The sequence below is a fragment of the Mesorhizobium sp. B2-4-3 genome, assembly GCF_006442815.1.
Taxonomy (GTDB): Bacteria; Pseudomonadota; Alphaproteobacteria; order Rhizobiales; family Rhizobiaceae; genus Mesorhizobium.
In genome coordinates, this window is the sequence record NZ_VFVL01000009.1 from 1 (window position 1) to 23,132 (window position 23,132).

A 23,132-nucleotide genomic window follows, 5' to 3' on the forward strand; every position below is an offset into this window, starting at 1 on the left:
GAACTTGGAAGCGTAGCCCTTAAAGGAGTAGTTCTCACCGTGGAGCGTTAGAAGGCGCCGGACCTCCGCGGCCATCGCCAGCGCCTCGTTCCTCGCCTCGTCGATGAAAAGACGACGTTCGAGGCCATAGTAGAATATGAAGACGTAGCCTATGCCGATCGAGGGATCGTTCCTGCCCCCTGCAAGCCATTCGAGGTAGGTTCGGCGCGCGCCGGGAGAGATCGAATGATATGATGGCCAGTAAGGCAATGTCTTGCCTTCAGGGTCGTCTCTTATGGAGCCGACCTGACAAGTTGGATCAACCAGACAGTTCTCGGTACCGGCTTTCCCAGCGAAGGACCCGCCGAGATAGAACATGCCTGACTGGATAACCACTCCGGCTACCCGGACGCTTTCTCCGGCAGGCACCCATCTTGCCGAGAGCCCCTTGGCTCGGCCGTCATCGGTTGCGGCTCTATGCTCCGTGACTGGACGCCTTTCCCATTGCTTGCTTCCATCACTGAAGCGCGGACCGGAGCGAGTGCGAGGATCCTGCCAAGACTGCTGCGGCGATGCAATCCGATCGCCTGTCGATACAGGCCGATCCCGGGCGGATCGGGGTGAGCGCTGCGGCGCCTCTTCTGCGAGACTTTGCTTGCGCCCCAGATAGATCAGCCACGCGACCAAGGCCGCGCCGATCATAAACCATTCCATGGCCGCCCCCAGACCCTTAGGATATTCCGTTGACATCATGGCATGGTCTGCGGGCATCGGACAATCTTCGAACCAAGGTTATTGCCGATCGCAAGCAACTTCGATCACAAGGCACACCGTCCTTGGTCATCACCGTCAAAGAGAAACCGGGCAACAGGCCACGATGGCGCCCAACCGAGTGCCGTGCCACCCATTTTCTTCCGGCTTCAAGGTGCCGCTACACGGAGAAAGTTCTCCCGCTAGGGTTTATTAACGGCAGCGAGTGGAAATAGGCTGCGGCAGCAGAAATGGGGGGACACTGGTATGCAGGTAGTTGCGGGCGAACTGCGCCTTAGTGCGAGCGACTTGGTAGGGCATCTAAGTTGCCATCACCTCAGCGTTCTTGACCGGGCTGTCGCACAGGGACAGCTCGTAAAGCCAACCTACTGGGACCCGCAGTTGGAGGTCCTCCGGGAGCGCGGAGCCGTCCATGAACGGAACTTCGTGCAGCATTTGAGCGACAGCGGGTTGAAGACTACACGGATTGACGGCGTCGACATCTCTGACGCAGCCGTTGCAGCAACACTCCAGTCGATGGCGACCGGCACCGACGTCATTGTGCAAGGCGCATTGCGCCACGGCCGTTGGGGCGGCCGCGCCGATATCCTGCGACGAGTCGAGAAACCCAGCAACCTGGGCGCCTGGTCGTATGAGGTGCTCGATACCAAGCTTGCACGGGAAACGAAGGCTGGAACGGTGCTCCAGCTCTGCCTTTATTCGGATCTGCTGGATCACGCGCAAGGCCTTGCGCCGGATCATATGCATGTAGTCGCCCCTTGGTCCGACTTCATGCCGCAGACGTTCCGCTTCGCCGACTACGCAGCCTACTATCGACAGGTGAAGCGTCGCTTCAAGCAGTCGCTGGAACAAGAAAATGCTCCGGCCACGTATCCCGACCCGACCGCGCACTGCGACGTTTGCCGCTGGCATGACACTTGCGATCGCAAGAGGCGGGAGGACGACCACCCCTGCCTGATTGCCGGCGTAACGAAAGTCCAGATCAACGAATTCGCACAGCACGGTGCCTCGACGATGGCCGGCATTGCAGCGGCCCCCCTTCCCTTGCCCTGGCGTCCGGAACGCGGGTCGGTCGGCTCTTACCATCGCGCGCGGGAGCAGGCGCGCATACAGGTCGAGGCACGGGAAACCGGGGCGCGAAGATTCGAGATGCTTGAGATCGAACCCGGGTTCGGGCTCGCACGTCTGCCCGAACCTTCCGTCGGCGACATCTTCCTGGACCTCGAAGGTGATCCATTCGTGGGAGAGCACGGCCTCGAATATCTCTTCGGCTACCTGTTCAATGACGGTCAGGAACAAAGCGTTTACCGCGGCGAATGGGCGTTAAGCCGCCCCGAAGAAAGGCAAGCGTTCGAGCGTTTCGTCGATTTCGTTATGGCGCGCTGGGAGACGTATCCGGACCTGCACATCTACCATTACGCACCCTATGAGCCGGCAGCCCTCAAGCGCCTTATGGGAAGGTACGGTACGCGAGAAGACGAAATCGACCGAATGTTGCGGGCCGAGCTCTTCGTCGACCTTTACTCGGTAGTCCGCCACGGCGTACGCGCCAGCGTCGAGAGCTATTCCATCAAGCGCCTGGAACCCTTCTACGGCTTCGTAAGGCAGGTGCCGCTTCCGGAAGCGAACAGCGCGCTGTCGAACTTTCAGGCCAATCTCGAACTTGGCGACGTTGCGTCAATCGACGAGGAGACCCGCACGACCGTGCGCGGCTACAACGAGGATGACTGCCTCTCGACGGCCGCCCTCCGTGCATGGCTGGAAGATCGGCGCGCTGAAGCCATCGCCGCCGGATTGGAAGTCCCGCGGCCTGAAGGTGGCGATGACGGTGCGCCGAACGAGAACGTCGCCGCCTGGCTTGCGCGTATCGCTCCCGTAATCGAGCAGCTTCTGCAAGGGATCCCCGACGATCCCGCCGGTCGCTCGGAAGAGCAGCAGGCCCGTTGGCTGCTTGCCAACCTGCTGGACTGGCATCGGCGGGAACTCAAGGCGGCTTGGTGGGAGCTCTTCCGCCTTGCTGCGGTATCAGCTGAAGAGTTGCTTGATGAACGGGCGGGACTGTCAGGCCTTGTGTTCGTCGGCGGAGCCGGCGGAACGGCTCGAGCGCCCATTCATCGCTATAGTTACCCAAAGCAGGAGACCTCCCTCCGCGGCGGCGAAGACCTTCGCAATTGCGGCGGCGACAAGTTCGGAAAGGTGGAAGCGATCTCGCTCGACGAGCGAACCATCGATATCAAGAAACGTCAGGACAGCGCCACCCTTCATCCCGAAGCCGTTTTCGCCCACAAAGTCGTCGGTGCTGAGGTCATCGCGGAAGCGCTCCTGCGCATCGGCGAGCACGTCGCGGTGAACGGGATCGAAGGCTCCGGTCCCTACCAGGCTGCACGGGATCTTCTGTTAAGGCGTCCGCCCCCCATTGGCGAGCATCCGGTCAGAGAGGCTGGCGAGAGCACGCTGGATGCCGCGCTACGGCTGGCGGAACATCTCGGCGAAGGCGTTCTACCCGTGCAGGGACCGCCGGGCGCTGGAAAGACCTTTACGGCGGCGCAGATGATCTGCGCCCTTGTCCGGCAAGGCAAGACGGTCGGGATCACCGCAAACAGCCACAAGGTCATCCGAAACCTCATCGACAAGGTCATCGAGGAAGCCGACAGCCTAGGCGTCGATCTCCAATGCTGTCACAAGGCTGACGAGGAAGAGGAAGGACAACATCGGCTGACGTTTGCCCGCCGGAGCGAAGACCTCATCGCGGCCATGGGTCAGGGCGTGGACGTCGGCGGCGGAACGGCCTGGCTCTGGTCGCGTCCTGACGCCTTTGAGGCGATCGATGTACTGTTCGTCGATGAGGCGGCCCAGATGGCCCTCCCGAACGTGCTCGCAGTCTCCCAGGCGGCGAAGACTCTTGTCCTCGTGGGCGATCCCCAGCAGCTCGACCAGCCAATCCAGGGTAGCCACCCTGACGGCTGCGATATGTCCGCCCTTCACCATATCCTTGACGGCGCCCAAACGATCCCGCCGGATCGCGGCCTGTTCCTCGACGAAACATGGCGGCTGCACCCCGACATTTGCAGGTTCACGTCAGAGCTATTCTACGCGGGGGAACTCCATCCCCGCCAAGGGCTGGCAGGCCAGTTGATTGGTGGCAAGACACGTTTGTCCGGCGCAGGTCTGCGGTGGCTGCCCGTCGCGCATAGCGGCAACCAGAGCAATTCGCCGGAAGAGGCAGAGGCCATCGCGGACCTCGTCAGGGAAGTCACCGCCGCCGGCATTAGCTGGACCAATCGCCTCGGGGACGTTCGTCCGTTGACGCTCGACGACATCCTCATAATCGCACCCTTCAATGCTCAGGTGTTCGAAATCCAGAAGCGCCTGCCCGGCGCGCGGGTCGGTACGGTGGATAAGTTTCAGGGGCAAGAGGCGCCGATCGCCATCTATTCCACGGCAACCTCAAGTCCCGCCGATGCACCGCGCGGCATGGAGTTCCTTTATAGCCTCAATCGCTTGAATGTGGCGACATCCCGGGCGAAATGCGTGTGCGTCCTAGTGACGTCTCCGATACTTTTTCAAGCTGAGTGCCGAACCCCGCGCCAGATGCAGCTTGCGAATGCCCTGTGCCGATATCTGGAGCTCGCCAGGCTAATTTGACACTGCCGCAGCCACGCTCAGAAGGCCGGGAAAATATTTCCCAATCCCGGCAAGTCCGCCTCAGGGCGAACGTCTATCTCCAATCACCTAACGACGGAGATGGGGCACGGAGGACGACCGTCTACTATTGTGTAAGATCAGCGGATAGCTGCTATTCGGCGACCGTCCAATTGCCGACGTTGGGATTACCGGAGCAGCCATGAAAAGGCACGCCGCAAAAAGGCTTCGCCACCCGTCCTGACAACCTCACCATGCGCCACGACGACGTGCTCGGGATGTTTTCCGATCAACTCACGAATCTTTGGGCGCGCGGTTGCGCGGTTGCGGAAACTGATCCGATAGTCGATCGGCGGGTAGCCCCATCCTTCGACCATTTTCGAAAGTTTTGCGATTGGCCGCATCCACCAAGGCCAATGGCGTTTCAAGAACGTCTCGCTGAAGGTCTGTGAGAGATCGGCGATGATGGCGGTGCGCGATGCGCGGTGAAAGAAGATCAGTTCGTCCATGAATGGCGAATTGGTGAAATAGAACTGGTCGATCTGCCCTTTCCATTCGGCTGGCGGCTCGTCAGTCAGAGCTCCGGAAAAATGGAGTTCCTTGCACTTGGCGATTGTCGCCGCCGTCGCCCATAAACTCGCGCCCGGAAATGCGGCCTGCCACTCGCCCAGAAACAGGTAGTGCAGCTTGTTGGGGCTGACGATATGCCGAACAGGACCTAGCGCCTGAATCTTGTCCTCAATTGCTGCCGTCCTTGCGACCGGCGACCATAACCACAGTCCGCCATCGGCAAGACGCACGACGACCATGCGTGTCGGATAATCGAAGCCTTTGAACGAGACGACTCCGCCATCCGCAATCCATAGGTTCGATCCCAGCGGTTCCAGCATGGTCGCTAAGTCTAGTCCGCCAGATGGGCGCTTTCCAAGCCTTGAAGACCGAAAACCGCCACAGAAAACCTTCCCGGCACACTCAAGGTTACAACTTTGCGTCTGGGAGAGTCACAACTTTGGGTGTGGAATATCTTCCTAAAAAATCACCCAATGATTTCAACGGCTTCCAGAGGGGCAGAGTCACAACTTTGAGTGTGGTATCAAATGAATACTCCGCTTAGCTCGGACCCCTATCGCCTTACGCCCTTCGGACGCCTTTGCTCCGAAGGGCGCAGTGCGATGACTATGACGAGGCCCGAGCTAGCAAAGTTAGTAGGAACTTCCCCGCTTGACATATCTCGTATTGAGCGCGGAGAAAAATCGCCACCCGCCCACTATGTGCTCTTGGTCATGGACATACTTGAGCTCGACAAAACCGAAGTCGAATTAGCGCTCGCAGAGCAGGATCCGACCTACAAAATTACCCGTGTTACTCAGCCCCGATACGGTGCTTAACAATGGACGACGTATTTATTAGCAGAGGCGCTTCGGCCAACAAAATTCGTATATTGGCCGAATGGATCCGAAAAGAACTTTCAACTTCAAACAAAGGTGCGCTTGACGTAATTCGTTTTGTTGAGATTGACTTACCAAAGATATTTCCCGGACTATATATTCATATCGAGTCGGATAATAAGATGGGAAGCGCACGAGCATTCGTGTCTGAGAATCCGTTGGGGATCGTCGTCTCAGAAAGCATTTACGAAGGCGCGTCGAACGGATGCATGTTTTCGGCCGAAATAATCATGCATGAGGTTGGGCACCTTTTGCTGCACCATCGATACGCAGCGCTCGGGCTAAACAGTGCTGCAGAACCTTATCAGCAGAGAGTCGAGAGAACGGGTTTCGCTCACAGCGCTGAATGGCAAGCTACTATGTTTGCGCTCTGCTTTCTTTACCCATTCTCAGAGTTCAAGAAGTTCATCGGAGTGGGGGAACTTGCAAAAGCATCTAGGCTGACGCATGGCCAAGCAAATCGTGTCCTAAACCACATTAAGAGGCTAAGAGTTCGACAGAACTGCTCCGATACGGTGTTAGATAGGAGTTGGCTCAAGGGCGTCACGGAATCATTCCCAAAGATCCAAAAGGCTCGGCCATCCAAACTAAGGTCACAACTCTTGCTGTTTTTTGGGGACACAAGGCGGGCGCGCAATGTGTGTCGACTTGAGGTTGGCTTGCCGGCTTGAAAATCGGTGCCATCAGCCCATCTAAGCGTCCGCGATATTCGCCATGATCGACCACATCACCATCGAAGTGAGCGACCTCGACAAGAGCAAGCTCTTCTACGAAAAGGCTTTCGCGCCCTTGGACTACAGCCTCGCCTTCGGCAAGGAAGGCGTGTTCTGGGCCTTCGATGTCGGCAATGGCTGCCTGTTCGAGATCCAGCACACCGTCGAGAAGCCGCTGCTCACCCATCTGCATGTCGCCTTCCGGGTGAAGAGCAAGGCTGAGGTGGATGCGTTCTACCGCGCGGCGCTCGAAGCCGGCGCCGCGGACAACGGCGCACCCGGGCCGCGTCCGGATTATGGGGAGCATTACTACGCCTGCTTCGTGCTCGATCCCGATGGTTATAATATCGAGGCGATGATCAACAAGGCGTAATGTGGCGGCGCCCCTCCGCTTCGTCATTCCAGGGCGAAGCAAGGAGCGAAGCGACGCGCGCAGACCCTGGAATCCATGCCGTGACTTTGAAGTGTTGCAGCAATGCAGAATTCTGCTCCGTTTGCACGCTTCGCTGAGGTCACGGAATGGATTCTCGGGTCAAGCCCGAGAATGACGAACGCGCGAGGTAAGGCGTGACACGCGCCCTCACCTTCTCCCCTTGTGGGAGAAGGTGGATCGGCGCGCAGCGCCGAGACGGATGAGGGGTGTTCCAGCGGAGTGAGGGGCTGGCGATCTTGCTGCAGCGCCCCAAGCCGGCGAAGGTCTCCGTCAAGCTGGAGCACCCCTCATCCGGCCGCTTCGCGGCCACCTTCTACCACAAGAGGAGAAGGGAACAGCGCTCTAATCCGCGTCCGCCATCATCTGCCCGCCGCCCAGCCAGGCGCGCCATTGGCGCTCGTCGCCATGAAAGACGTTGAGGTCGATGCGGCCGCTTACGCCGTGCGACAGGCCGGAGCCGGAATATTGCCAGAACAGCCACCTGCGGCTCGGATAAACCTTTGACGGATGCGCCGCGACCGCGCGCAGCCAGAACGGGTAGTCCTGGAAGGCGCCGCGCAGATTGTCGCGATAGAAGTCGGGGCTGGTGTAGATGATGGGCCGCTGGCCATAGTGGCGCTCCAGCCTGTCCATGAATACCTGCATCTTCTCCAGCACCTTTTCACGCGAAGGCCGCCGCTTGCAGGAGGAATCGCCATTCCACTCCACGTCGATGACCGGCGGCAGCGCGCCGTCCATCTTCGGCACGTTGCGGATGAACCAGTCGGCCTGCTCACCCGCCGTGCGGCACCAGTAGAAGAAATGATAGGCGCCGCGCTTCAGCCCGGCGGCGTCGGCGTTGCGCCAGTTCTTCATGAACATCGGGTCGAGATGGTCGCCGCCGTCGGTCGCCTTGATATAGGCGAAGTTGGCGCCCTGGGCGCGCAGCTTTCCCCAGTTGATGTTGCCCTGCCAGCGCGAGACGTCGACGCCGTGCACCGCCAGATGGCGCGGCGAAGAGCGGCCGAAATTGATCGGCTTGGCGTCGCGGAACGCATAACGGGTGACCGGACCGGCGAGCATCGCGGGCGCCGCGCGCGACAGCCGCTTCGGCGCCGAGACGAGCGCCGCCTCCTGCACTGGCGGCTCGGCGCTGTCCGGCAATTCGGTCGCCGGGAAGTTCACCGTCTCTTCCTCGGCCAGACCGAAGGGACGCGAATTTTCGTCGCCGGGGCTCGCGTTATCCTCGTCGAGCAACGGCGCCGGCGGCTTGATGCGCGCGGCGCCCGACATCGACGCGGTCTCGACGGTTCTTTCGGTGACGGCGGTCCTTACGCCCTTCGACACCGGCGCGCTCGGCCGCACGACCGAGCTCGTCGTCTCGTTGGACGGCATCTGCAACGCATCAACGCCCGACGTGGACGAGCAGCCGGCAAGGCATAGCGATGCGAGCACGAAACTGACGACGCCAAAAATCCGCATCTTTGACCTGTACGCAAAACAAAACAGACCGAAGGCAGGAACAGCGCCGCCGGAACCCCCATTCCTAATGAGAAATTACCAACAAAGTTTGAATCAAAATTTACTTTTGGCGCGACCGGATGATTCGGGGCGGCGCCGAAGGGAGCTTCTTGGCTAGCGCATGATCCCGAACCGAAGGTCAGCGTAGCAAAAAGTGGGAACCGGCTTTCGGAGAAAGATCATGCCCCAACAAAGAGCTAGATCAGGATGACGATTCAACGAAACGCCATCCTGATCTAGCGCTTGAACACGCCGATCATCGGCCCGAGATTCCAGAAATCGTCGTTGCGGCCGATCGCGGGCGCATAGAGGCTCGAGATCGAGCCGTCGAGGAAGAGCGCGTTCGGGCAGCCGAGCTGGTCGCGGAAAAGCCGCGCGAATTCGTGGAAGGTCACGACATCGTCCGAGATCGCGAAGACCGCGACCCCGTCGGCGCGCACGCCGACGCCGTCGCGAATCTTGCGCGAGGTGCCGTCGTAACGGAATTTCGGATGCAGCTTGCCGTCGATGACCAGCATCGGCCCGGACTGGGTCGCATAATCCACGCGCGGCGGACGCTTCAGGTAATCCTTGGTCGCGCGAACACCTGCCTTGCCGGCGCTGAGATAGAAGATGCCGTTGGGCTGCATGGAGAAATTGCCGGTTCCCGATCCGATCTTCGCCGGCGTGACCTGCTCGCCGCGTTCGACATAGAGCCCGACCGGCGCGAGGTTCGGGTGAAACATGCCGGCATTGATGCCGAAGAGCATGATGCGCCCCGTCGCCTGCTGCGCGCTGCGCAGGTTGTGCAGCGACCTGTAGAGATCGCCGTCCTTGTTCTTCCAGAACAGCTCGATGGAAAAATGCTTGGGATCGGTCTCGCAGACGAGGTAGGCCGCATCCTCGAAAGTCTGGTTGCGGCAGGGCGGCAGCGCCGCCAGCCATTGGCCGAGGCCCATGCCGGCGCCGATAGCCGCCGGCACCGCCGATTTCACCAGCGTCGCCAGCAACGGCACGGATTGCAGCAGAGTCACAAGATCCATCAGCGCACCCGAGCGTCGGCGTCGATACAGCGGATTGGGTCGAGACCTCTAGACAAGCCAGCCGGTCGCGACCCCGATCAGCAGCACCACGCCGAGCAGGCCGCGATAGATGACGAACGGCCAGGCGGAGAAGCGCTCGAGCACGCGCATCAGCCCCCATATCGCGAAGAAAGCCGAGATCGAGGCGACGACGAGGCCGACGGCCAGGATCGACCAGCCATGCGCGTCGAGATGCACCTTGTGCAGTTCATAGAGCTCCTTGAGGCCGGCGAGCGCAATGGCCGGCAAGCCGAGCAGGAACGACAGGCGGGCCGCCTCCGGCCGGGCAAAGCCCAGCCCCATCGCCGCCGTCAGGGTCGAGCCCGAGCGCGAGACGCCGGGAATAAGCGCGCCGACCTGGGCGACGCCCACCAGCAGCGCGTCGAGGATCGATGCCTGGCGCAGCACCAGCTTGTGGCTGGCGAAGATTTCGGCGAGCGCCAGGAGGATCGCCATGGCGATGCAGGCCCAGCCGATCACGGCCAGCCCACGCAAGGGCGAATTGCAGGCGTTGAGCACGCCGGAAAGCGCGAGACCCGCAATGACGATCGGAACCGTCGCAAGCACGATGCTGATCGCGAGGCGGAAATAGCGATCGCTGAAATCGCGGCGCGAGATCGCCGACAGCGATCCGAACAGCACGTCCCTGACGTCGCTCCAGAAATAGCTGATCACCGCCGCCAGCGCCGCCAGTTGCATGGCGGCGGAGAAGGCCGATCCGGGGTCCTGCCAGCCGAGCACGGCCGGCACGATGCGCATATGCGCCGTGGATGAGATCGGCAGCAATTCGGTGATGCCTTGCACGATGCCGAGGAACGCCACCTTGGCATAACCCAGGCCGACAAAGCCGGTATCCAGTCCTTGCGTGCAGACGTCGGTCATCCCGGTCCTTTCCCCGTGCCCCGGTCGTCATCAGGGGCAAAAAGTGAATCGTCATCGAAAGCCCATCGAGGACAGGCTTAGCCTCACGATAGCGTGATTCCAACTCACGGATTTGTAAGGTGCCGCTAATCCTGCTTGACAACAGGCGACATCATATTATCCTCTGCTAATCTTACACTGTAAGGCAAATCGGAGGAGCATCCCATGTCGACCGCCGCCCTTTCGGAACTGCAGCCAGTGGCGCCGCCGCAAACACACGTCCCGGACATCGCGATCGAGGCGGTGTCGCATGATTTCAGCCGCGCCATCGAGCGCGCGGAAGTCGCGGCATGGCTCGACCTCTACGCAGCGGCGCCGGCGGATTTCGCGGCGCGGCTAGGGCTTTCGATCGCGCGCGACGGCGACCTTGTGTGGACCACCTGCACGACGATCCCGTTCATCCATTTCAACTGCGTGAAGAATATCGGCGTCGATGAGCCGGCGACGGAAGAACAGGTCGACGCGCTGCTCGCGCATTACCGCGCGGCCGGCATCATGCGGCCTTGGTTCTATATCAACCCGCACACCGAGCCGTCGCGGCTGAGGTGCTGGCTGGAAGCGCGCGGGATGCAGCAGCAAGGCGGCTGGGAGCGCCTCTATCGCGACGCGGCGCCGCTGGCGGACGAACCGCTTTTCCCGGGCGACCCGCTGATCCCGGTCGACGATCTGCTGGTCGAGAAGGTCACGCCCGGGACAGCTTCGGAATGGGCTTCCTTCATCGATACCAAATACAGGCTCCCCACCACGCCCTGGCTGATGGCGCTTGTCGGTCGCAGGGGCTGGCATCACTATATGCTGAAACGCAGGGGCTCGGTCGCCGCCGTGCGCTCGCTCTTCATCTCAAACGGGGCCGCCTGGACCGGCATGGACGCGCCGGTGCCGGGCATCATGGCGCCGAGCTTCGATCTTGACGCCATGCTTGGCGAAAGGCTGGTCCGCGACGGCATAGCCGCCGGCGCGAAACTGTTTGTCGCCGATATCGAGGCGCCGCGCCCCGACCGCGACGGGCCGGCTTATCGCAACTACGACCGGCTCGGCTTCAGGCTCGCCTATTTGCGCAGCCACTACAGTTACCTGCCCGCGAATTCGAGCTGACCAATTTTCCCTAGAATTGCCTCAGCGGTAGAGCCACTGCTTCAGGCAGCTTCTTGCGACCACATGCGCTGGCGGCACCGAAGCCTGGTCGATGCGAGAATCCTCGCCCGCCCTGTCGCGAGCCTTTTCCAGAAGCAGGCGAAGCTCGGCCGGGCGCACACGATCGCGCGCCATCACGAGCTGGACCATCGGGTCGTTCAAAAGCTCGTCCAGGGTGTTGATGCTCTCGCTCATCCGTCGCCTCCTCGATGCCTTCCCGCATGGCGCTTAGATAGGCAGCCAAAGATGGCCCGCCAATGACGCTTTGCCGGCTATCTCGTGAATCGAAGATGAAATTTTTGTGCAGGCCTGCGTCGCAATGACTCAGGCCGGCGGCGCGCCTTCATGTTGCGGCAGGCCATCGTCGAGCATCAGCCAGGGCTGCTTCGAGGTGGTCCAGAAATGCATGTCGGGCTTGAACAGCGACGGATCGTCGAGCGAGCCGGACGTGACGCCGAGAATGCCCCTGGAGTCGCGCCGTGAGAACAAAGTCGTGCCGCAGGCCGGGCAGAAGCCGCGCTGGAGGTCGGGCGTGGAATTGATCGTCGCCACCGGCCCCTCGATGGTCACGTCGTCGATGCGGAACAGAAGCCGCGCGTTGAAGGCTGCGCCGATCGCTTTCTGGCAGATCCGGCAATGGCAGACGCGCTCGTTGATCGGCTCGGCATCGGCCCGATACCGCACCGCGCCGCACAAGCAACCGCCCTCATACTTCGCCATGATAAGCATCCTGTTTGTCGGAACGCTCTAGCCGCCGGCATCGCGGCGTCAATCAAAAAGCTTTGATGGGACACGATCGCTAACGGTGATAGGCCCGCCCCTGGCGAGAGATCAATGGCGCTTGGCCTGGACGAGATAGGCGTCGATCGTGGTCTCGCCCAGCCATTTGGCGGCTTCGAGCCGGTGCAGCCCCTCGACCAGGACGTGACGTTTGCCGTCGTGCCGCACCTGGATCGGCGTCTTCATGCCGTTTTCCAGAATATCCTCGGCGAGATGGCGCACGGTCTCGGGATGCAGCGTCTTGCGGCGCGCCGTCGGCACGTAGATGTCGTCGACCTTGACCTTTTGCACGCGCAGCATGTCGGCTCCCGGCGTTGGAACATCGCCTCAGCATGAAGTAACTCGTTTGCCAGATATCGCCAAGCGCAAGGCGCGCTGGCCCGATGCTTTCCATTTGACGCTTGGCCGGCCGATGGTCTCAATGACGGCCTCGTGATCTCAGGTGTTCCTTGACGCAACTGCCCACCGAATTCCCCGATTTCGGGCTGACGCCCGAGCAGCGCCGCGAGGCGGTGCGCGGCCATTACTATGAATGGCCGGGCATGGATGGCTCGAGCGGTGAGATCTGGTGCTACAGCGACCGCTTTTCCTATCGCCCGGGCGAGATAGTGACGCTTCACGTGAGTTCGACGGCGCCGCAATTCGGCATCGTCATCGTCCGCGACGGCGGCAGCGAGACCAAGGTCTTCGAGAAGACAGGTCTGTCGGCGCGCTGGCAGGATACGCCCGACCAATGCTCGGTCGAAGGCTGCGGCTGGGAGGCGTCGTTCGAATTCCGTGTCGGCGACGACTGGCCGTCAGGCGCCTATCGCGTGACGCTCTCGGCCGAAGGCCGTGGCGGCAAGCCGGTCCGCAGCCATCATCTCTTCATCGTCGCGCCCCTGGCCGGTCGCAAGCCCGGCCGCCTGCTGCAGGTCGCCGCCACCGGCACCTGGCTCGCCTACAACACCTGGGGCGGCTCGAACCACTATCAGGGCATCACCGGCCCGAACCGCGACCAGTACGCGACGATGGTGTCGACGCAGCGTCCCTGGTGCCGCGGCTTTGTCGTGCTGCCCAAGGATGCGCCGCGCGTGCCGCTGGAAGTCGCGGTGCCGCCGAAGACCGTGCCGCGCTATCCGCATATGGAATGGGCTTTCGCGACCGGACATTCGAAGAAATACGCCTCGTCCGGCTGGGCGAGCTATGACAGCCATTTCTTCCGCTTCGCCGAGCGCGCCGGCTATGCGGTCGACCTCGCCAGCCAGCACGAATTGCATTTCTCACCCGAAATCCTCGATGGCTATGACTGCGTCGTCTTCGTCGGCCATGACGAATACTGGACCTGGGAGATGCGCGACGCCGTCGACAATTATGTGACCGGCGGCGGGCGCGCGGCGCGCTTCGCCGGCAATTTCATGTGGCAGACGCGGCTGGAAGACGAAGGCCGCCGCCAGGTCTGCTACAAATACAAGGCACGCGCGGAGGACCCCGCCTATCGCGGCGGCGATGTCAGCCGCGCCACCAATTCCTGGGAAGCGCCCGAGATCGGTCGTCCGGGCAGCGCCACCTTCGGCCTCAATGCGACGCGGGGCGTCTATGCCGGCTGGGGCGGCTGCGCGCCGCGCGGCGTGCGCGGCTTTCCGGTCTACCGTCCCGAGCACTGGGCCTTCGCCGGCACCGGCATCTATTACGGCGACCTGCTCGGCGCCGACAGCCATGTCTATGGCTATGAGGTCGACGGTCTCGATTTCGAGATCCGCGGCGGCCTGCCCTACCCGACCGCGCAGAGCGGCGCGCCGGACAGCTTGCAGGTGCTGGCGGTAGGCATGGCGAGCCAGGTCGAGGAGAGCGCCGACATCCCGATCGAGGACCAGTTCCTCACCGACGAGGACGGCCGCTTCACCGCCGAAACCTTGTTCGGCGAGGCCAGCGACGCCAATCTCGACAAGGTCAAGCGCGGCAACGGCATGATCGTCAATTTCCCGCGCGGCAAGGGCGAGGTCTTCCATGCCGGAAGCTGCGAATGGGTCGCCGGCCTGCTAAGGCAGGACGCGATGGTCGAACGCGTGACCAAAAATGTTCTCGACCGCTATCTTGGCCGAGACGAGAAGGGTGAATGAGCGCTGTGCAGTCCATCGAAACCGGCCGCCGGCCGAACCTGTTCCATTTCACGCGGCGGCCCCAGCCGATGGTGGATCGCGCCGACGGCATCTATTTGTGGGACAAGAGCGGCCGCCGTTACATCGACGGCTCGAGCGGCGCGGTCAACGTCAATATTGGTCACGGCAACCGCAACGTCATCGATGCGATGAAGCGACAGCTCGACCGCGTTAGCTTCGCCTACATCTTTCAATTTCAGAACGAACAGGCCGTCGACCTGGCGCGAGAGCTGGCCGAGCGGCTTCCGAACGGGCTCGACCGGATCTATTTCGTATCCGGCGGTTCCGAGGCTGTCGAAGCCTGCCTCAAGCTCGCGCGCCAATGGGCGGTGGCGACAGGCCAGCACAAACGCTGGAAAATCATCGGACGCATGCCCTCCTATCATGGCATCACGCTTGGCACGCTTGCCGTCACAGGCGACGATATCCTGACCAAGACATTCGACCCGGTCGGCCGGCCGATGCCGTTGGTGCCGGCCCCGCTTGTCCATCGCGACCAGGACAATCTGTCGGTGGAAGAGCGCGGCCTCCGCTACGCGAACATGCTCGAGGAAAAAATCCTGGAGGAAGGGCCCGAAAGCGTGCTCGCCTTCATCATGGAGCCGATCGGCGGCGCAGCGACCGCGGCGCTGGTCCCGCCCGACAGCTATTTTACCCGGATCCGCGAAATCTGCGACCGTTACGGCATCCTGCTTATCCACGACGAAGTGATGACCGGCATCGGACGCACCGGCAAATTCCTGGGCGGTGACCACTGGTCCTGCCGGCCGGATATCGTCGCGCTGTCGAAAGGGCTGAGTTCAGGCTATGCGCCGCTTGGCGCGATTGCCGCCAGTGAAAGGATAGTCGGGCCAGTCGTTGAAAAGGGCGGCTTCCTGCATGGCCATACCTATGGCGGCAACCCTGTCGCCTGCGCGGCCGGGGTTGCCGTTCTTGGCGAAGTCGACCGCCTCGGCCTTGTCGAGAATTCCGCCATCATGGGTGAGCTGCTGAGGGGTGAGCTTGAAGCTCTGTCCGGCCGCTTTCCTTTCGTAGCCGACGTGCGAGGCAAGGGTCTGTTCATGGGTGCGGAACTCTACGCCGACCCCTTGGCCAGGACGCCATTGCCGCAAAATCTCAACGCAAATTTGCGGCTCATCGATCTGGCCTTCGAGCGTGGACTTATCATCTACTCGCGGCGGGTGCGCGGCGGGCCGGTGAGTGATAATTTCATGGTTTGCCCGCCGTTGATCACAACCCGCGAACAGATCGGCGAAATTATCGCGGTCCTTGGCGACACGCTGGAAGCACTTGCCGCCGAACTTGATCTGCCGGTCGATCGCTCAGGCCGAATGACGTTTTGAGACATCCTGAGATGTTGGCGATCCTTCGCACCCCCCTCTGGCCTGCCGGCCATCTCCCCCGCAAGGGGGGAGATCAGATATCGCGCCTGCCTTCGCCAATCTCCAACGTCACAAGAGGCGCGGCGCCATCAAAGCTGCCAATCTCCCCCCTTGCGGGGGAGATGTCCGGCAGGACAGAGGGGGGTGCCTGGGCGCCGTACTTATCGTGAGCGAAGTCACCCTCCGCCCCGGCCGCATCGACGATGTTGACACCATCCACGCCGCCCTGCTGCGCCTCGGCACCCATATCGGCGCCCATCAGGAAATCACCTCGACACCCGAGGACCTGCGCCGCTACGGCTTCGGCGCAAGTCCCGCCTTCTCGACGCTGATCGCCGAGATCGACGGCGAATTCGCCGGGCTTTGCCTGCATTTCCCGATTTTCTCGACCTGGATGGGCCGCCCAGGTGTCTATATTCAGGACCTCTATGTCGAGGACCGCTTTCGCGGCCAGCGGATTGGCGAAAAGCTGCTGCGGCGCGTAGCCAAGGAGTGTCGCGCGGCGGGCGGGGTCTATCTGAGGCTTTCCGTCGATACCGACAATGAAACGGCCAAGGCGTTCTACGAAAGACTGGGCATCGGCTGGTCGAGTTACGAGCAGGTGCAAAAGATCGTCGGCGACGCCTTTTTTGCCTTTGCCGACACGCCGGAGGAATGACGATGAAAGCCTTCTACGCCGAGGAGCAGAAACGCCATGATCCCAAGGCTTTCCTCTCTAGCGGCGCGCCGCAGCCCAACCCGGAAAAGCCGGAGCGAGTCGAGAGATTGTTAGCCGGCGCAAGATCGGCCGGGTTGACGGTCGAACGTCCAGGGAATCATGGGCTTGGCCCGATTGCGGCGGTGCATACACCTGAATATCTCGACTTCCTCGAGCACATTTTTGCGCGCTGGCAGCGCATCGAAGGCGCCCCGGCGGAAGTCATCCCGAACATTCACCCGATCACCCGCAACGGCTCCTATCCGGCCTCGGCTGTCGGCCAGGCCGGCTACCACATGGCCGACACCGCCTGCCCGATCTCGGCCGAGACCTGGAACAGCGCGTTGTGGAGCGCCTGGAGCGCGGTGGAGGCCGCTGAAGCTGTGATGACCGGCGCGCCCTCGGCCTATGCGCTCTGCCGTCCGCCGGGCCATCACGCCTTCGCCGATGTCGCCGGCGGTTTCTGCTTCATCAACAATTCGGCGGTCGCGGCACAGGTGCTGCGCAGACAAGCCGCGCGCGTCGCCATCCTCGATGTCGACCTGCACCACGGCAACGGCACGCAAGGCATCTTCTACGCCCGTCCCGACGTGCTGACCGTCTCGCTTCATGCCGATCCAGTGCGCTTCTATCCGTTCTTCTGGGGACACGCCGACGAGCGCGGCGAAGGCCTCGGCCTCGGCTACAATTTCAACCTGCCGCTGCCGCGCAAATCCGGCGATGCGGCCTTTCTCGAAGCGCTGGCGACAGCCTTCCAGCGCATCCGCGCCTTCGCGCCGGAAGCGCTGATCGTGGCGCTCGGCCTCGACGCTTTCGAGGGCGATCCGTTCGGCGGCCTGTCGGTGACGACGCCGGGCTTCTCGCGCATCGGCGAAGCGATAGCCGGGCTGGGCCTGCCGACGGTCATCGTCCAGGAAGGCGGCTATCTCTGCGACGCGCTCGGCGACAACCTCACCGCTTTCCTGACCGGTTTCGGCGGCAAGCAAGGTTAGACAGCCTTAAGAATGCTGCTGCCGCAGCATCGCGGTGACGCGGTGCACGCTTTCCAACGTTTCCTCGATCTCGGCCGCCGTGTTGTAATGCGCAATGCCGATCCGCACGACACCTTGCTCGGCGGGTATGCCGAGCTGGTGGACGACCTCCCACGCATAGTTGTGGCCTGACCACAGGAAGATGTTTTCGGCGTTCATCTGCCGCACGATCGTTTCCGGCTCGATGCCTTCGACGGTAAAGGAAATGGTCGGCACCCGCTCAGTAAAGCGTTGCCGATCGGTGATGCCATGGATGATCAGGCCTTCGATATCGGACAGGCCCTCGATCAGTTGCCGGGCAAGCGCGTTCTCGTAAGCGATCGACACCTCGAACGCCTTGGCGATCCGCTGCCGCCGCGAGCCGTCCTGGCCGGCGGCAGCACCGAGATCGGCGAAATAGTCGATTGCCGCCGTCAGCCCGGCCATCAGCTCGATCTGCGGCGTGCCGAGCTCGAACCGCTCGGGCAGGACGTTCGAAGAACAGCGGCATTTGTAGGGTTCGAGGCCGTCGATGACGTCGCGTCGGCCCCACAATATGCCCATATGCGGCCCGAAGAATTTATAGGCCGAGCAGATCAGGAAATCGCAGCCAAGCGCCTGCACGTCGATCAACCCGTGCGGCGCGAATTGCACGGCATCGACATAGACCAGCGCACCGGCCTGCTTGGCGATCGCCGTCAGCGCCTTCACGCGGTTGATCGAGCCGGTGAGGTTCGAAGCGTAGTTCAACGCGACAAGGCGCGTTTTGTCCGAAAGCAGCGCCTTGAGCGCCGCCTCCTCCACCTGCCAGCTTTGCTCGTCGAACGGTAGGAAGCGTATGACGAGGCCGAGATCATCGGCAAGCTGCAGCCAGGGCGAGACATTGCCCTCGTGATCCATGCGGGTGACGATGATCTCGTCGCCCGGCTTCATCGTCCGGCCAAGCGTGCGCGACATGTGGTAGGTCAGCGTCGTCATATTGGCGCCGATGACGATCTCCTCGACGCTTGCGGCGTTCAGGAAATCGGCCATCGCCGCATGCGCCCCGTCGACCACTTTTTGGGCCGCAACCGTAGTCTCAAAGAACCCGCCTAAATTGGCATTGGTCGTCAGCAGGCAGCGCGACACCGCGTCCGCCACCGTCAGCGGCACCTGCGTGCCGGCCGGATTGTCGAGATAGATGCGGCGGCGCCGGTTATCGTCCAGCGAAAGCGCCGGAAATTTGCCGCGCACGGCCTCGATCGGAAAATCCGCCATCGTCTCCATCACCTCATCTTTTCTCAACGACGCCCGGTCATGGGCACGGATTGCCGACGCGCTGGTGGATGGCGTCGACCGCCTTTTGCATCTCTTCCGTCCAGGTGACGTCGACCGAGGACAGCGCGATCTCGAGCTGCGCGATGGTTGTCGCGCCGACGATATTCGCGGTCACGAAGGGCCGACTCGCCACATAGGCGTTGGCGAAAAGCGCTGGCTCCAGGCCGAAGGAACGCGCCAGCTCGGTGTATTCAAGCAGCACTTCCGCCGCATTCGGCGTCTCGTAGCGCTGGCCGCGGTTGAAGAGCTGCGAGCGCGAACCCTGCGGTCGCGCACCATGATTGTATTTGCCGGTGAGATAGCCCTGGGCAAGCGGCGAATAGGGAAGAAACGCGATCTCCTCGCGCGCGCAGACCTCGGCAAGGTTCACCTCGAACGTGCGGTTGACGAGACTGTAGGCGTTCTGCAGCGAGGCGACGCGCGGACCCGTGCCCTTCTCGGCTTCGAACACGAAACGCATGACGCCCCAGGAGCTTTCGTTCGACAGGCCAAGATGGCGGATTTTTCCCGCCTTCACCAGTTCCTCGAAGACGGCCAGCGTTTCGGCAACCGGCGTCTCGTCTCCCGGAGCCCCTGCCGCATCCGCGCGCCGCGCCACCGCTCCGACGCGGGTCGGGTTCGAGCCCCACGGAATGTCCCGGTCCGGCCAGTGGATCTGGTAGAGGTCGATATAGTCGGTGCCGAGCTTGGCCAGCGATTTCTCGACCGCGTCGAAGATGTCGGCGCGCACCAGCTTCGACGGACGATCGCCGCGGAACCACGCGTTGGCCGTGCGGCCGACCACCTTCGAGGCGAGGATGACCTTGTCGCGGTTGCGATTGGCCTTCATCCAGCTGCCGATGGTCTTCTCGGTTCGCCCTTGCGTCTCCGCCTTGGGCGGGATCGGGTAAAGCTCGGCCGTGTCGATGAAATTCACGCCGCGCGAGAACGCCAGATCCATCTGCGCATGGCCTTCGGCCTCGCTGTTCTGCTGCCCCCAGGTCATCGAACCGAGGCAGATTTGCGAAACAAGAAGATCGGTCCGACCGAGGCGGCGTTTATGCATGAATTTCTCCGATGGGAGGTTTTGCGCGGACAGCGCGGAGGAGGAGGTTGAACATAGAGCAAAACGCTTGCGTTTTGCAAAGTCGCCCAGTTTCGAGATTGGCCGAAGCGTCAGTCAGTTCGTCATTCTAGGGCGGAGCAAGGAGCGAAGCGACGCGCGCAGACCCTAGAATCCATTCCGTTACCCTAAGGCATTGCAACGATTACAGAATTCTGCACCGTTGCACTCTACGTTGAAGGTCACGGAATGGATCCTTGGGTCTGCGCTTCGCTTCGCGTCGCTACGCCCAAGGATGACGAATATTGGAGAGGCTCCAGCCAATTTCGATGGCTTGCGATGGGTCGCCGAAGCGAACAGTTGAAGTCTCTGATGGAGGGAACTACCGCCTGGCCCCGGCCAAAGCCCGCCGCTTGGCCTCGTCGATCAGCATATTGGCCACCTGCATGCGGATCATGGCGCGCTGGCGCAGATGCGGCGCGACCCGGTCCGGATGATTGGCGAAGGCGAAGTTACGGCGGATGCGACCGAGATCGGCGTTCTTGGCGGGACGGTCGAGGCCGAGCTCGCCGGCAATCGCTTCGGGATCGATCGGCGGCAGCTTCTCCTCCGGGTACTGCTCTTCGCCGGCCAGCGCCAGTTTCGCCTGGTCGAGAAGTGCTGCGAACTCGGCCGCGAGGTCGGCGCCTTGCTCGCGATATTCGGCGGCGACGCTCTCGCCTGCGACCTTGATGCGGCCGGAATGCAGTTCATCGGCCACGGACAGATAGTCGAATGGGATAGACGGTCGAGCCCCCTCGTCCTCGCCTTTCTCCGAGGCGACGATCAGGTCGTCGAGCAACGAAGCGAAATCGAGCTTGTTCCCGGTGCCGATCTCAACCTCCCTGTCGTGACGGCATGCATTGATGCCGCCAAACATAGGGCGCTCTCGTTAAGAATGAATTCTGGCGATGTTAACAATTGGCGGCTTTTCCGCCCGGCAAGACGACATCGGAAAATAAAAAGCCGGACTGCTCTTTCGTGCAGTCCGGCAAGGTCGCCAGGAGTGGCGAGGAAAAAGCCAGCCATGTGCCGGCACGAGTGCCTACGGTCGAGCCTGCCGAAAAGTTTCACGGAAAGTCGATCGTGGCGGAAAAATTTCGCGCGGCATGGCAGCCATGCAATTGCTGCACTGCACAATTTTAACAAATCACCATATATTGTGATGTGGGGAGGACCAACAGGGGCAACTGAGTCATGGGGTTCTTCACTGAAATGTTCGCTCGGCCGCGGCCGCAGGAACACCAGCGCTACCGCTCGGCGCTCGCGCTTCTAAACGCGATGAGCAACGCCGACCGCGCCGATATCGGCATCAAGCCGGCGGATTTTCCGCGCATCGCGCGCGAGATGTCGATCCGCTGAGCCGAACCAAAGAGGTTTCCCAGGACGCCTGGGAAACCTCCAAGCCACTCCAACGTCAGCGGTTTCCCAGAAAAGTCTGCTTGCTGAGCGGCACGCCATTGTGGCGCAGGATGTCGTAGGCCGTGGTGACGTGGAAGTAGAAATTCGGCATCGCCACATGCAGCAGGTACTGCAGGCCGGGCAGCGTAGCTTCGCGCCCGCCGAGCCTTATTTCGACCGTCCTATCCTCTGAACCTTCCAGATCCGCCGCCGCGAACGTCCCCAGATGATCGAGCGTCTTGGCGATTCGGGCCTGCAGCTCGGCAAAGCTCGCTTCGTTGTCCTCGTATTTCGGCACCTCGCGGCCGGCCAGCCGCGACGGCGCGCCCTTGGCATGGTCGGTGGCGATCTGGACCTGCCTGGCCAGCGCGAACATGTCGGGCGCCAGCCGCGCGGTGAGGAACACTTGCGGATCGATCTTGCGCTCGCCGGCATTCTGCTCCGCCGCCGTCAACACGCTCGCCAGCGCCTTCAGCCTGGCGGAAAACACGCCCACCGATATGTCGTACATGGAAATGGTCACGGGTATCTCCCACGCGGCCCTAGCGCCGCGGGCCGTGAACTAGCGCCTCCCGCCACGATTCTTCAAGCGGCCGTGCCCACGGCGTCACCGCGCCGCCGCAATCGCCGTGGTAGTATTTTCGTTACCGAGCGGAGGATTCGATGAAAAGAGCCACTTTCGCAGCGACCGTCTTTTTCTCACTGGCCGGCTTCACGCATTCCGCGTCCGCGGCGGATGCGCCCTATATCGATGACCGATCAAGCGCCGATGCGGTCGTCCGCTCGCTTTATAGCGCTATCAATCGCCACGAATTCGCCCGCGCCTGGGGTTATTTCGGCGATACGAAGCCGGCAAAGGACTTCAACGCCTTCGTCAAGGGTTATGACGGCACCGACAGCGTCGAAGTCAAGACCGGCGCTGTCTCGGAGGACGGTGCCGCCGGCAGCATCTATTACAGCGTCCCGGTCGCCATCCAGGCAACCGACAAGAAGGGCGAGGCCAAGGTTTTCGCCGGCTGCTACACGGTTCGCCAGGTCAATGCGCAGATCCAGGAGCCGCCCTTTCAGCCGATCTTCATCGACAAGGGTGCCTTGAAGCCGTCGACCGAGGATTTCGACAGCGCCGTGCCGGCAAGCTGCGGCGACGGCCCGCCGCCGCCGAAGAAGGACGAAGCGTTGGAGCAGGCCAAGAAGGCCTTCCTCGCGACCTATGGCGACCAGTGCGACAAGCAGGATCCGGACGGCAAGCCGATCGGCGAGCCCGAGGCTCATTCCATCCACTACAAGGACAAGGACGCCCAGCCCAGCGACCCGGAGCGCGAGACGCGGCTGTTCCGCTTCTTCTGCTCGATGGCCGCCTACAACGAGACGGCGGTCTACTACATCGGCGACGATGTCAACGGCGTCTCACAGTTGCAGTTCACCGAGCCGGACCTCGACATCCGCTACGAGAACAACAACAGCGAAGGCAAGGTCGAATCGATCCACATCATCGGGTTCAAGACCAGCGGCTGGGCGACCAATTCGGATTATGACGACAACACCAAAACCATCACCACGTCCGACAAATGGCGTGGCGTGGGGGATGCCTCGTCATCGGGAACCTACCTGTTCCGCAACGGCGGTTTCTCGCTCGTCCAATATGACGTCGATGCATCCTATGATGGCGAGCAAAATCCGCAGACGGTCATCGACTACAACACAGCGCCCTGAGCCTCGGC

General features: G+C 61.9%; 21 protein-coding genes. 9 read left to right on the plus strand and 12 right to left on the minus strand.

All coding sequences use genetic code 11. The annotated features are described in order from the left end of the window. The coding region (locus FJ956_RS30995) for a TerB N-terminal domain-containing protein (protein WP_348642440.1) at nt 1–750 on the minus strand (750 nt) is incomplete at its 3' end. A gap of 246 nt (nt 751–996) precedes the next feature. On the opposite strand from FJ956_RS30995, the gene FJ956_RS11450 reads away from it, so the two are divergent. Further along, on the plus strand, nt 997–4,395 hold the full coding sequence (locus FJ956_RS11450) for a TM0106 family RecB-like putative nuclease (RefSeq protein ID WP_140677518.1): 3,399 nt from the start codon (nt 997–999) through the stop codon (nt 4,393–4,395). A 185-nt stretch (nt 4,396–4,580) separates the two neighbouring features. Here the strand turns inward: FJ956_RS11450 and FJ956_RS11455 are convergent, their stop codons facing one another. Further along, nucleotides 4,581–5,282 (minus strand): DUF4336 domain-containing protein, encoded by a 702-nt coding sequence (locus FJ956_RS11455; protein ID WP_140677516.1) that lies wholly within the window; start codon nt 5,280–5,282, stop codon nt 4,581–4,583. A 1,272-nt stretch (nt 5,283–6,554) separates the two neighbouring features. On the opposite strand from FJ956_RS11455, the gene FJ956_RS11465 reads away from it, so the two are divergent. After that, the gene (locus FJ956_RS11465) at nt 6,555–6,926 is read left to right on the plus strand and encodes a VOC family protein (RefSeq protein WP_140677514.1); all 372 of its coding nucleotides are present in this window, start codon (nt 6,555–6,557) and stop codon (nt 6,924–6,926) included. Between the two features lie 402 nt (nt 6,927–7,328). Here the strand turns inward: FJ956_RS11465 and FJ956_RS11470 are convergent, their stop codons facing one another. The 3 genes from FJ956_RS11470 to FJ956_RS11480 all read right to left on the minus strand — a co-directional run bounded on the left by FJ956_RS11470 (nt 7,329) and on the right by FJ956_RS11480 (nt 10,429). Continuing rightward, nucleotides 7,329–8,447, minus strand: coding sequence for a GH25 family lysozyme (locus tag FJ956_RS11470; protein WP_140677510.1), 1,119 nt, complete (start codon nt 8,445–8,447; stop codon nt 7,329–7,331). A 275-nt stretch (nt 8,448–8,722) separates the two neighbouring features. Then, a complete protein-coding gene (locus FJ956_RS11475; RefSeq protein WP_140677508.1) occupies nt 8,723–9,508 on the minus strand; it encodes a phosphodiester glycosidase family protein in 786 nt (261 codons plus the stop codon). Nucleotides 9,509–9,556: 48 nt separating this feature from the next. Beyond that, nucleotides 9,557–10,429, minus strand: a complete 873-nt coding sequence (locus FJ956_RS11480; protein ID WP_140677506.1) for an undecaprenyl-diphosphate phosphatase — start codon at nt 10,427–10,429, stop codon at nt 9,557–9,559. Nucleotides 10,430–10,633: 204 nt separating this feature from the next. Between FJ956_RS11480 and FJ956_RS11485 the strand changes: the two genes are divergently transcribed. Next, nucleotides 10,634–11,563, plus strand: coding sequence for a hypothetical protein (locus FJ956_RS11485; protein WP_140677504.1), 930 nt, complete (start codon nt 10,634–10,636; stop codon nt 11,561–11,563). A 21-nt stretch (nt 11,564–11,584) separates the two neighbouring features. Here FJ956_RS11485 and FJ956_RS11490 read toward each other — a convergent pair whose 3' ends face one another. The 3 genes from FJ956_RS11490 to FJ956_RS11500 all read right to left on the minus strand — a co-directional run bounded on the left by FJ956_RS11490 (nt 11,585) and on the right by FJ956_RS11500 (nt 12,682). Further along, complete coding sequence (locus FJ956_RS11490; protein ID WP_140647475.1) at nt 11,585–11,797, minus strand: hypothetical protein; 213 nt, start codon at nt 11,795–11,797, stop codon at nt 11,585–11,587. A gap of 129 nt (nt 11,798–11,926) precedes the next feature. Next, a complete protein-coding gene (locus tag FJ956_RS11495; RefSeq protein ID WP_140677502.1) occupies nt 11,927–12,322 on the minus strand; it encodes a GFA family protein in 396 nt (131 codons plus the stop codon). 111 nt (nt 12,323–12,433) lie between these two features. Further along, nucleotides 12,434–12,682 (minus strand): ParB N-terminal domain-containing protein, encoded by a 249-nt coding sequence (locus tag FJ956_RS11500; RefSeq protein ID WP_140647477.1) that lies wholly within the window; start codon nt 12,680–12,682, stop codon nt 12,434–12,436. Nucleotides 12,683–12,831: 149 nt separating this feature from the next. On the opposite strand from FJ956_RS11500, the gene FJ956_RS11505 reads away from it, so the two are divergent. From FJ956_RS11505 to FJ956_RS11520, 4 genes are all read left to right on the plus strand, one after another. Continuing rightward, nucleotides 12,832–14,484 carry a N,N-dimethylformamidase beta subunit family domain-containing protein gene (locus FJ956_RS11505; protein ID WP_140677500.1) on the plus strand — a complete coding sequence of 551 codons (1,653 nt, stop codon included), beginning with the start codon at nt 12,832–12,834 and terminating at the stop codon, nt 14,482–14,484. Next, nucleotides 14,481–15,866 (plus strand): aspartate aminotransferase family protein, encoded by a 1,386-nt coding sequence (locus tag FJ956_RS11510; RefSeq protein ID WP_140677498.1) that lies wholly within the window; start codon nt 14,481–14,483, stop codon nt 15,864–15,866. Before FJ956_RS11505 ends, FJ956_RS11510 begins: the two co-directional genes overlap by 4 nt. Nucleotides 15,867–16,071: 205 nt before the next feature. After that, on the plus strand, nt 16,072–16,563 hold the full coding sequence (locus FJ956_RS11515; RefSeq protein WP_181170197.1) for a GNAT family N-acetyltransferase: 492 nt from the start codon (nt 16,072–16,074) through the stop codon (nt 16,561–16,563). 2 nt (nt 16,564–16,565) lie between these two features. Then, complete coding sequence (locus FJ956_RS11520) at nt 16,566–17,594, plus strand: histone deacetylase family protein (protein ID WP_140677494.1); 1,029 nt, start codon at nt 16,566–16,568, stop codon at nt 17,592–17,594. 6 nt (nt 17,595–17,600) lie between these two features. Here the strand turns inward: FJ956_RS11520 and FJ956_RS11525 are convergent, their stop codons facing one another. From FJ956_RS11525 to FJ956_RS11535, 3 genes are all read right to left on the minus strand, one after another. Further along, the gene (locus tag FJ956_RS11525) at nt 17,601–18,869 is read right to left on the minus strand and encodes a cysteine desulfurase-like protein (RefSeq protein WP_140677492.1); all 1,269 of its coding nucleotides are present in this window, start codon (nt 18,867–18,869) and stop codon (nt 17,601–17,603) included. Nucleotides 18,870–18,906: 37 nt separating this feature from the next. Further along, nucleotides 18,907–19,974 carry an aldo/keto reductase gene (locus FJ956_RS11530; RefSeq protein WP_140677490.1) on the minus strand — a complete coding sequence of 356 codons (1,068 nt, stop codon included), beginning with the start codon at nt 19,972–19,974 and terminating at the stop codon, nt 18,907–18,909. Nucleotides 19,975–20,353: 379 nt separating this feature from the next. Beyond that, nucleotides 20,354–20,812: a hypothetical protein gene (locus FJ956_RS11535; RefSeq protein WP_140677539.1), complete on the minus strand. Its 459-nt coding sequence runs from the start codon at nt 20,810–20,812 to the stop codon at nt 20,354–20,356. Between the two features lie 395 nt (nt 20,813–21,207). Between FJ956_RS11535 and FJ956_RS11540 the strand changes: the two genes are divergently transcribed. Next, complete coding sequence (locus FJ956_RS11540; protein ID WP_095765222.1) at nt 21,208–21,372, plus strand: DUF1127 domain-containing protein; 165 nt, start codon at nt 21,208–21,210, stop codon at nt 21,370–21,372. Between the two features lie 55 nt (nt 21,373–21,427). Here FJ956_RS11540 and FJ956_RS11545 read toward each other — a convergent pair whose 3' ends face one another. Continuing rightward, nucleotides 21,428–21,934, minus strand: coding sequence for a DUF1993 family protein (locus tag FJ956_RS11545; RefSeq protein WP_140677488.1), 507 nt, complete (start codon nt 21,932–21,934; stop codon nt 21,428–21,430). 140 nt (nt 21,935–22,074) lie between these two features. On the opposite strand from FJ956_RS11545, the gene FJ956_RS11550 reads away from it, so the two are divergent. After that, nucleotides 22,075–23,124, plus strand: coding sequence for a DUF1176 domain-containing protein (locus FJ956_RS11550; protein ID WP_140677484.1), 1,050 nt, complete (start codon nt 22,075–22,077; stop codon nt 23,122–23,124). Nucleotides 23,125–23,132 lie beyond the last annotated feature (8 nt).